This is a genomic window from Alcanivorax sp. (assembly GCF_051117345.1).
Classification (GTDB): Bacteria; Pseudomonadota; Gammaproteobacteria; order Pseudomonadales; family Alcanivoracaceae; genus Alcanivorax.
This window is the reverse complement of record NZ_JBNPEC010000221.1, coordinates 1-9,355: the sequence shown is the minus strand read 5'-3', so window position 1 is coordinate 9,355 and position 9,355 is coordinate 1. Positions and strand designations below refer to the sequence as shown.

Genomic DNA, 9,355 nt, shown 5'->3' with positions numbered 1-9,355 from the left:
CACAAACCGCCGACAAGCTGTCCCAGGGGTCCTATCAGATCATGGGCGTGGCCCCTGCTGGTGCCGCCTACATTTTCGTCAACGACCGGGAAATCAACTCCCTGGCCAAGGCGGCCGGCAAGCGTGGTGCAGTACTGGAGTACGACGAAACCCAGGCCATCCTGGTGTCCCAGGTAGGTGCTACCCCGGTGGGTTCCGATGTGACCAATTTCTCCACCAAGTTCAACAATGGTGTGGTTGATGTGATTGCCGCCCCGCTGGTGGCCTACGATGCCCTGGAACTCTACAAGGGCTTGAGCCCGGATGGCGGCATCATCGATTACCCGCTGGCCCAGTTGACCATTCAACTGATAGCCAAGAAAGACCGTTTCCCCGCCGACATGGCACAGCAGTCCCGCGAGTATTTCTATAACAACCTGGACCGCATCACCGAGCAGCTGGACAAGGAAGCCCAGAAAGTCGACAAAAAATGGTGGGTACAGATCCCGGAAGCGGACAAAAGCGAATACGAAGTGATGATGCAGGAAGCCCGCAATCAGCTGCGCGAAGAAGGCTACTACGATCCAGAGATGCTCGGCCTGCTGCGCAAGGTACGCTGCAAGATGGACCCGGCACGGGCGGAGTGTACCTGATAGCTGCGAGCTTCTAGCTGCTAGCCACGAGCTTTAACGCGATTGAGCTTGTTGCCGCAGGAAAGCAAAGAGGCCGCGCCCAAACTATTGGGCGCGGCCTCTTACGTTTCGGGATCAAAACCCCTTTACCGTGTTGAAGCTAGAAGCTGATAACTCAAAGCCCCAACTGCTTGGCGATCACCTCATTCATGATCTCGTGGGTACCACCACCAATGGAGAGGATGCGGTTGTCGCGATACAGGCGTTCAACCACGGTGCCGCGCATGTAGCCGCTGCCACCGAATAGTTGCACTGCATCGTAGGTGACCCGGTCGGCGCAGCGGGTGGCCACGTTCTTGGCCATGGATACGTCCAGTACGCAGTTTTCGCCCGCAGCAATCTTTGCGGCCACCCGATAGGTGAACTCGGTGCTGGCTTTCACGTCGGTGGCCATTTCCGCCAGCTTGTGACGGGTGACCTGGAACCCGGCCAGGGGGCGGCCAAAGGCTTCCCGCTCTTTCACGTAGCGCATGGCCTCATCCAGCGCCAGCTGGGCTGTGCTGTTGGCGGTGACCGCCAGCACCAGGCGCTCCATCTGGAAGTTGCTCATGATGCAGTAGAAGCCGCCGTTTTCCGGGCCGATCAGGTTTTCCGCCGGCACCCGGCAATCCTCGAAAAACAGCTCGGCGGTGTCAGACGCCCACCAGCCCATCTTCTTCAGCTTGCGGCCCACGGAGAAGCCCGGGGTGCCCTTCTCAACCAGCAACAGGCTGATACCGCCGTAGCCCTTGTCGCCGGTGCGTACCGCCACGGTGTAATAATCTGCGCGCACGCCGCTGGTGATGAAGGTCTTGGCGCCATTCACCACGTAGTGGTCACCATCACGCACCGCACGGGTGCGCAGGTTGGCCACATCGGAGCCGCCATTGGGCTCGGTAATGGCCAGGGCGGAAATCTTTTGCCCACCGATTACCTCCGGCACCACCCTCTGCTTCATGGCATCGCTGCCCCACTTCCAGATCGGCGGCAGGCCAATATCCAGGGAGCCCAGGCTGGCGCACAGGCCACCGGACGAGCAACGCACCAGCTCTTCGCAGGCGGCGATCTTCATGAACACATCTTCGCCGGTGCCACCGAGCTCTTCCGGGGCATTAATGCTCAGGATGCCGGCATCGGCGGCCTTGTTGTACAGCTCGCGGGGGAATTCACCGGCTTCTTCCCAATCATCCACATGGGGCAGGATTTCCCTTTCCACGAATTTGCGAACGGTCTCGCGCACCATCTGGTGGGTTTCATTGAAGTAATCCAACGCGCTCACAGAGCCTCCTTTTTATTAGCTAACCTAGCGCTTGCTTGGTCGCTAACATAGCAGAGTGGGGAGGCCGGAGGCCAGTGGGCTGACGAGACGTCGATCTCGTGCGCCGCAGGACGGAAATTCCGAGAGGACTTGGGACAATGTGGCCGGAGAATCGCTGGGCCCGCCGGAGCAACTCCCTTCCCTTTCAAAGCCGCCCAGAGACAGGGGCTTACTGGAAGGGGCGGCGACCGCGCAGGGCCTGGGCCAGGGTGGCGCCATCAACGAACTCCAGATCGCCGCCCATGGGCACGCCCTGGGCGATACGGCTGACGGTGATGCCGGCCTCCTGGGCCAGATCCAGCACATAATGGGCGGTGGCTTCGCCTTCCACGGTGGTGCCGGTAGCCAGAATCAATTCGTTGATCTCGCCTTGCTTCAAGCGCTGCTCAAGCACATCCAGCCCCAGTTCCCGGGGGCCGATGCCGTCCAGGGGCGACAGTTCGCCCATCAGCACGAAATACTGACCGCGGTAATCACCGGACTGCTCGAAGGCCAACACGTCCGCCGGGGTGGCGACGATACAGACCAGAGCGGAATCGCGCTTGGGATCGCTGCACACTGGGCAGAGCTCCTCCTCCGCATAATTGCGGCAGCGCTGACAGTGCTGCACGCCGTCCATGGCCGCGTGCAGGGCATTGCCGAGCCGACGGCCCTCCTCCCGGCCACGGTCCAGCAGGGCATAGGCCATGCGCTGGGCGGAGCGGGGCCCGACACCGGGCAGGCAGGTAAAGGCGTGGATCAACTGGTCAACCAGCGGCGCATGCTTCACAGGCAATGCCCCTTACGGCTTGAAGCCTGGCGGAAAGGGAAAACCACCAGCCATATTCTGCATGTTGTCCTGCTGCTGCTTTTCCACCCGACGCACGGCATCGTTGACGGCAGCGGCCAGCAGGTCTTCCAGCAGCTCCTTGTCTTCACTCATCAAGGAAGCATCAATGTCCACGCCCTTGACGTCGTGACGACCATTCATGGTCACCTTGACCAGGCCAGCACCGGATTCACCGGTGACTTCCGCATTGGCGGCCTCGTCCTGCATTTTTTTCATCTTCTCCTGCATGGCCTGGGCCTGCTGCATGAGAGAGTTGATATCGAAATCCATCATTGTCTCCACCCGGCCTGGCCGGGAGTTATTCCACTGTTTCTTTTGGCGTTACGCTACTTTCATCAAGCCGGCCATCGAAGGTGCTGACCAGTTGCTGGACCACCGGATCCTCGTGCAGGGTTCGGGTGGCATCGACCAGCAGTTCCTGGCGCCGGGCATCGGCCATCGCCTCCGGGGTATCGCCGGCCCGACGTTCGAACTCCACCTGGATCTGGATGCGCCGCTGGAAATAATTTTCCAGGGCGCCACTCAACTCATCCAGCCGTTCCCGGTTGACCAGCACCTCGTGTCCGGTACTGATACGCAAGGTCCAGACCGTATCTTCCCGGCTCACCAGCACCGCGTTGCGAGCGATATTGCGCACCGTGCCGTCCAGGTCCAGACGCAGCAGCAGAGCGGCCCACCAAGTGGCCACCTCGGATTCGCTGGTCGGTTCCTGCAGCGGCGCCAGCGGCGGCTCTTCTGCAGCGTCCTGCGGCGGTCGCTCGGCAACGGGTTCCGGCACCGGCTCCGCTGTGGACTCCGCTTCAGGCTGGGGCGGCTCCGACGCAGAGGGAACCGGCTCAGGCACAGCCTCTTGGCGGGGCTCCTGAAGAGCCGGATTTTCCACCTGAGCCAGGGCGGCGGATGCCGAACCACCTTGGGAGACAGATTCTGCTACCGGGCTGGCAGCGGGCTGAGCGGCGGGTGGCGTTGGCGGCGTCGGGGCAGCAGCGGGCCGATCCAGCAGGGCTCGCAAATCCGGTTTGCCGCCGGCGTGTGCCGACGGCGTCGACGCTTCAGGCTTTTTTGCGCCGGCGTGTTCCCCCCGGGTCGGCAAGACCCCTTTGGGGGTAAAAAGCACCATGCGCAGCAGCAGCATTTCCAGCGCCGCGCGGCTGTCCGGGGCATCCTGCAGATCCCGGCGGCCACGCACGGCCACATCGTAATAAAGCTGTACCTGCTCGGCGCTCAGCGCCGCCGCCAGCTGGGTAATGGTCTCGTCATGGCTACCCGGCACGGCCTGACAGACTGCCAGCTGGTGCAGCTGACTGATCAGCTCGTCCAGCAGCGCCAGCTCCCCGGGGCAATGCTCGCTGACGGTGGCCAGCGCCTGCAGTACACCCGCCGGCTCCTGCTCCGCCAGCGCCACCCGCAGGGTTAGTACATGATTTCGATCCACGGTACCCAGCATGGCGTTCACCGCCTCACTGCTGAGCTGCTCACTGCCGAAGGCAATGGCCTGATCGGTCAGGCTGAGGGCATCGCGCATGGAGCCCTGCGCCGCCTTGCCCAGGGCCAGCAAGGCCGGCGCCTCGTAGCGGATCATTTCCTTGTCCAGCAGGGCCTGCAGATGGCCGGCGATCTGCTCCGCCGGCAAGGCCTTGAGGCTGAACTGCAAACAGCGGGACAGCACCGTCACCGGCAGTTTCTGCGGATCGGTGGTGGCCAGCAGGAACTTCACGTGGGGCGGCGGCTCTTCCAGAGTCTTGAGCAGCGCGTTGAAGGAATGCGCCGACAGCATGTGCACCTCATCGATGAGGTACACCTTGTAGCGGCCCCGGGTCGGCGCGTACTGCACGTTGTCGAGTAGTTCGCGGGTATCTTCCACCTTGGTACGGCTGGCCGCATCCACCTCGATCAGGTCCACGAAGCGACCTTCGCCGATTTCCACACAGGTGGGGCAAACCCCGCAGGGACGAGCGCTGACACCCTGCTCACAGTTCAGGCAGCGCGACAGGATGCGGGCAATGGTGGTTTTGCCCACCCCCCGGGTGCCGGTGAACAGGTAGGCATGGTGCAGGCGATCCTGATCCAGCGCATGCATCAGGGCCCGCGAGACGTGCTCCTGCCCCACCAGCTCGTCAAAGGTGCGGGGACGGTATTTACGGGCAAGAACCTGATAACTCATAGCACTCCAGCGGCAATCGTGGCCACCAACAATAACGGCTTGGGAAGGGCCTTATGCTATCGAAGTTCACGGGGGGAGGACAGTGCGGAAGCGTGTTGCGTGAGGGCGTGCTGCGTGTAGCGGAATTTGGAGGTCTTCCCGCCAGCCACACCCCGGCACACGAGTCCACTGCTACCGTTGCTCCCTTCCGGGCCTGGCGGAGTTCACAGTCTGTCGTTGCGGGGGGACCGACGGGTCGACCATTACGCGCCTGCGACCGGGGCCGCAGAGCGAGGGCGCATTGTGGCCAAAGCGACCGACCATTGCAAGATACCCCCTTTCCATCTGCTTAAAGCTTGATCAGGCTGGCCGTGATGACAGCCCGGGTCTACACTGAAAGTCTATGGTGGACGGAGAGTGTGCCATGACAAGCAGCAAGAAGATTCGCATTGCCATCAACGGCTTTGGCCGCATCGGTCGCTGTATTGTCCGGGCGATCAGTGAAAATCCCGCCGGTGACCGTTTCGAACTGGTTGCCATTAACGATCTGGCAGATTTTGACGTACTCGCCCATTTGCTGGCGTTCGACAGCACCCACGGCCGCTGGCCCCACTCCGTGCATTACGACGGCAACCACCTGGAAATCAACGGCCACCGAATCCCCTGTTTCGCCGAAAGCCGGCTGGAAGACCTGCCCTGGAAGTCGCTGACACCAGACCTGGTGATCGAATGCGCCGGCAAGTACAAGAGCCACGACGCCCTCAGCGCCCACCTTGACGCTGGCGCGCCGCGGGTACTCGCCAGTTATCCGGTAGACGACGCCGACGCCACTGTGGTTTATGGCGTCAACCATTCGGTACTGAACCGCGAACAGCAGATTGTCTCCAACGCCTCCTGCACCACCAACTGCCTGGCGCCCATGGTGGCAGTGCTCGATCAGGCCTTTACGGTTCGTCAGGGCCTGATGACCACCATCCACAGTTATACCAACGACCAGAACCTGGTGGACAAGGCCCACGGCGATTTACTGCGCGCCCGGGCGGCGGCAGTGAATATGATCCCCACCAGCACCGGCGCCGCGAAAGCTGTGGGACTGGTGCTACCCCATCTGCAAGGACGGCTGGATGGCCTGGCGGTGCGGGTGCCGACCCTGAATGTGTCGCTGGTGGATTTGACCGTGACCCTGGAGCAGGTGGAATCCCTGGAGCAGGTCCACGAGGCGCTTAGCAATGCGGCCCATGGCGATCTGCAGGGCGTGCTGGCGGTGAATCATCTGCCGCTGGTCTCCAGCGACTTCAACCACCTGCCCTACTCCTGCGTGGTGGATACCAACCACAGCCGATTACTGGGCCAGCAGCTTAAGTTACTGGCCTGGTATGACAACGAGTGGGGGTTCAGCCACCGCATGCTGGACGTGGCCGCCTATTGGATGGACGCCTGACGCATCACGCCCGCGCATGTTGCCTGGAGCGTGTTGCGTGAAGCGGTCTTAATCAAACGGACTGAAATGCTCCTCGCGACCGGCTTCTTCCGCTTCATGGCGGTGGCCCTGCATGACCTTTTCCACCTTGCTGGCCTGCACCTCATCATCGGCATCCACCATCATCAGGTAGTCGCCCTGCTCCACCCGGTCCAGATAGGGCGTCAGGTGATGGCTGCGGGAGGACACCCCGCGCAGGCCTCCCAGCCAGGCCCCGAAACAGGTGCCGAACAAGGTCACGCCGATGATAGCGCCGGTTTCCAGTTGCATGCCCCAGGGGTCAGCCCCGGCGAGCAGAAAACCGGCCAACAGGCCCACAGCCATGCCGACCAGCGCGCCCACAAAGCCGGAGTGCATGATATCGGTTTCTTCCCAGGGGGTAGCCGTATGCACATGGGCCTGGGCCATGGCCGAGCTGTCATTGCCCATGACATGCAGACGGTTTTCACCGATACCCGCCTGGCGCAGGTCCGTGGTTATCCCCTGAACAGAGGTCAGTGATTTGGCAAAGTAATACAGACGTTTCATTGCATGCCGCTCCCTGTGGCTGACAATGGGTTGGGTTTGCAGAGTTCCGGCCCTCCTGGCCTGGATAACAGCGACTCTGCACTGATCCGGTGAGCATGATCAGTCTCCGCTTAAGACCCTTTGCTTATATCGGGTCGATGCCGCTAGGCATCATTCCCAAACTAGCAAAAGGGGCCTTATCGGCCCCTTAACTATGTCACAGAAAACGCGTCACAAAGTGCAGCGATTTAATTACGATTTGTTGGCGATTGTTCGCCTTCCACAGGGATTACCCGGGGTTTCTTCTCCTCGGGAACCACACGGTTCAGGGTCACCGTAAGCAGGCCATCGTTAAGGCCGGCGCCGTCCACTTCCACATGGTCCGCCAGCTTGAAGGTGCGCTCGAAGGCTCGACGGGCGATACCCTGATGCAACCAGGTACGCTCACCGTCATTCTGCGGCGCCAGATTACCGCGAATGCGCAGCTCATTTTCCTGCACCGTGATCTCGATATCATCGCGGCCGAAACCGGCCACGGCCATCACGATGCGATAACGACCATCGCTCTCGCGGATAATGTCGTAAGGCGGGTAACCGTTGGACTGGTCCGCACGCAGGGCGGCATCGAGCAGTTCATCAAAGCGATCGAAGCCCACGGAATGGCGAAACAAAGGGGCAAGAGAAAATCCGGTATTCATCACACATATCTCCATACTCTTCAGCAGACCCACACTGCGGCATCCACTGAAAAAAGGTTCACTGAATTGTGCGTGACACGGAACCGCTGCCATCAACGATGTCAGTCAGGTTCCAACCGGCCGGGTTGTCACAGTGAAATAAATGGGGATAGCGGAAACACTTTCAAGACCCGGGAAGGATTTTTACCGAGGTCTGTTGAGGCGTAATGACAAAGCCCGTGGGCGCCTGTTGCGGCAGGGTGGTGGCCGTCACCGGGATGCGGGTTGCCTTGCCATCAAAGCGCACCGGCACCCGCACGCATAACCGCTCCCCGGCGGTCACCGGCCAGCCGGCATTCTGCCCGCTTTGCCATTGCTCGCTGTCTCCGGAACAGGCCCGGTCCATCAACAGACCACGCACCGCCGGGTGATCACTGTGGAACTGTACCTGCCCGGTCACCGGCGCCCGGTATTCAAAGGCCAGCACTGCAGTACTGCCCGGGGCCAGTACCGTGTCGCCAGGCGCCTGCCAGCCCGGTTGCGCGATCAGGCCCAGCGGCAACGGCCCGGAATGGCGATCGGCGCTGGCCGTCACCTGCCAGCGAATCTGGTTGCCATGGCGCTGACCAGGCTTGCCATTCAGTGAAGGCAGCACCGGCAACGACCAACCCTCTGGCAAAGTGAGTGACATCCATAATGCCTGGCCACGACTTTGCGCTTCCGACAAGCGAAACTGGAAGGCCCCGGACACACCGGAGGTGGTGGTCTTTTGCCAATCGCTGGCCGGGTCCTGCAAGGTCAGCGTCAGGCCGGGCAAGGGCGCCTCGCCCCCCTCGCGACGCTGATTGAACGCCTGCCCACCGCCGGCACCGTTATCCTCGAACAGCACGCCGGTAAGCCAGTGACCGGCGGGGCGACAACGGAATCCGGCCTCGGCACCCGCTACCGACAGAGACTGAAAGCCCGGCCAGCCGCGCTCTCCCCGTGCCAGCAGCTGGCCATCACCACCCTGGCCGCCGTCTTTGGCACCGTCACCCCCCGCATGCTCGATGGTAACCGCCAGCGAATCGGTGACCGGCAGATCCAGCCACAGGGTGCCACCGCTACCGCCACCACCGCCCACATCGGCGGCAGCGCTGCCAGCCAGACCGCGCAAATCCAGGGCTCCCCGCCCCTGCAGGCCGGCAGCCCTGACCAGCAACAGCCCACCACCGTTACCGCCCTGGCCGCCGTCACCCTGGCGCCTGGCGGCAGCACCGCCGCCACCGCCCAGTACCAACACCCGAGGGGCTGGATGACCGCCGCGGCCACCGCCTTCCGCCGGCAAGCCATGGCCACCAGCGGATCCGTTGCCACCACCGCCACCGTTACCCAGCCGCTGGTGAGACAAATCCAGGCCATTACCGCCGCCGCCGGCATTGGCGGGTGCACCGCGCCCCATGTCGCCACCGGGGTAACCCACACCGGTATTCAGCAGCAACACCGGTGTCCCGGCGAGGCCTTCCCCTTTGCTGGCATGGTGGCCGTAACCGGCTTGCCGATCCTGAGCCGACGGCGCCGGATAGCGCCAGTCCGCCGGCCGCCCCAGCGCGCCCTGCAAGGACCGGGCCGGGCCACCGCGAAAACCGGCCCCCGCCACCGATAATCGATGTTCCGTCAGGGTGACCTTGCGTCGCCCATCCACCGCCAGCACCCCTCCGGTGTTGCACTTCCCGGGCAACGCCCGGCCACCCTGTTCACATGGAAGATGC

Annotated in this window: 8 protein-coding genes, 1 other RNA gene and 1 pseudogene; 2 read left to right on the top strand and 8 right to left on the bottom strand. The window is 62.5% G+C overall.

All coding sequences use genetic code 11. The annotated features are described in order from the left end of the window. On the top strand, positions 1–632 hold a 632-nt coding region (locus ACFE0K_RS14275; protein ID WP_434536692.1), incomplete at its 5' end, for a putative solute-binding protein. Positions 633–786: 154 nt separating this feature from the next. On the opposite strand, the gene ACFE0K_RS14270 is transcribed toward ACFE0K_RS14275, so the two are convergent. From ACFE0K_RS14270 to ffs, 5 genes are all read right to left on the bottom strand, one after another. Beyond that, positions 787–1,929, bottom strand: a complete 1,143-nt coding sequence (locus tag ACFE0K_RS14270) for an acyl-CoA dehydrogenase family protein (protein WP_434536691.1) — start codon at positions 1,927–1,929, stop codon at positions 787–789. Positions 1,930–2,137: 208 nt separating this feature from the next. Further along, the gene (recR, locus tag ACFE0K_RS14265) at positions 2,138–2,737 is read right to left on the bottom strand and encodes a recombination mediator RecR (protein WP_434536690.1); all 600 of its coding nucleotides are present in this window, start codon (positions 2,735–2,737) and stop codon (positions 2,138–2,140) included. 12 nt (positions 2,738–2,749) lie between these two features. Further along, complete coding sequence (locus tag ACFE0K_RS14260) at positions 2,750–3,067, bottom strand: YbaB/EbfC family nucleoid-associated protein (protein ID WP_272961727.1); 318 nt, start codon at positions 3,065–3,067, stop codon at positions 2,750–2,752. Positions 3,068–3,095: 28 nt separating this feature from the next. After that, positions 3,096–4,961: a DNA polymerase III subunit gamma/tau gene (gene dnaX / locus ACFE0K_RS14255; RefSeq protein WP_434536689.1), complete on the bottom strand. Its 1,866-nt coding sequence runs from the start codon at positions 4,959–4,961 to the stop codon at positions 3,096–3,098. Positions 4,962–5,097: 136 nt separating this feature from the next. Beyond that, positions 5,098–5,194: signal recognition particle sRNA small type (ffs, locus tag ACFE0K_RS14250), an RNA gene on the bottom strand. A gap of 170 nt (positions 5,195–5,364) precedes the next feature. On the opposite strand from ffs, the gene gap reads away from it, so the two are divergent. Further along, positions 5,365–6,381 (top strand): type I glyceraldehyde-3-phosphate dehydrogenase, encoded by a 1,017-nt coding sequence (gene gap, locus ACFE0K_RS14245; RefSeq protein ID WP_434536688.1) that lies wholly within the window; start codon positions 5,365–5,367, stop codon positions 6,379–6,381. Positions 6,382–6,429: 48 nt separating this feature from the next. Here gap and ACFE0K_RS14240 read toward each other — a convergent pair whose 3' ends face one another. The 3 genes and pseudogenes from ACFE0K_RS14240 to ACFE0K_RS14230 form a co-directional block, all read right to left on the bottom strand. Further along, positions 6,430–6,948 carry a hypothetical protein gene (locus ACFE0K_RS14240; RefSeq protein WP_434536687.1) on the bottom strand — a complete coding sequence of 173 codons (519 nt, stop codon included), beginning with the start codon at positions 6,946–6,948 and terminating at the stop codon, positions 6,430–6,432. 227 nt (positions 6,949–7,175) lie between these two features. Beyond that, complete coding sequence (locus tag ACFE0K_RS14235) at positions 7,176–7,625, bottom strand: Hsp20 family protein (RefSeq protein ID WP_434536686.1); 450 nt, start codon at positions 7,623–7,625, stop codon at positions 7,176–7,178. A 163-nt stretch (positions 7,626–7,788) separates the two neighbouring features. Beyond that, a pseudogene (locus ACFE0K_RS14230) lies at positions 7,789–9,355 on the bottom strand (hypothetical protein); the annotation flags it as partial.